Below are 513 nucleotides of genomic sequence, written 5' to 3' on the forward strand. Positions count from 1 at the left end.
GTTGAAAGTGCAAGATGTATTAGCGAATCCAACTCAATACATGGAAGCGTCGAAAGCGCGTTGGGACGGCTATTTAGCGAATGGTCTTATCAACAAAGAAGCGACAGCAGACCAAGCTCGCGTAGCGGTAAAAGCGATGGAGACCCTAAACGGTAACTGGCGCTCTGCGGCGGGCGATATTGAACAAGCGACAGTCACGCCATCGGTCACTGCGCGTTGGTTCTCTGGTAACTTAACATGGCCGTGGGATTCGTGGAAACAAGCGTACGCGATGGCGCATTTCAACCCAGATGTTGCGATGGACAACATTCGCACGGTATTCCAAGAACAAGTTCAAGCTGATGACAAGATTCGTCCGCAAGACAAAGGCTACTTGCTGGATGTGTTGACGTACACCAAACCTGTTAGTCGTGGTGGTGCTGGCTCTGAAAACTGGAACGACCGCAATACGAAACCTTCGTTGGCGGCCTGGTCTGTGATGGACGTGTATCACGCTCTCGTGAACCAGTTTGA

Annotated in this window: 1 protein-coding gene; it reads left to right on the plus strand. The window is 51.1% G+C overall.

Annotated features, from left to right (window positions below):
* Nucleotides 1-513: MGH1-like glycoside hydrolase domain-containing protein (locus R7Z49_RS27705; protein ID WP_411913043.1), on the plus strand; the 513-nt coding region annotated here is incomplete at both ends.

The organism is Vibrio sp. 1562, from assembly GCF_033340155.1.
In the GTDB taxonomy this organism is placed as follows: Bacteria; Pseudomonadota; Gammaproteobacteria; order Enterobacterales; family Vibrionaceae; genus Vibrio; species Vibrio alginolyticus.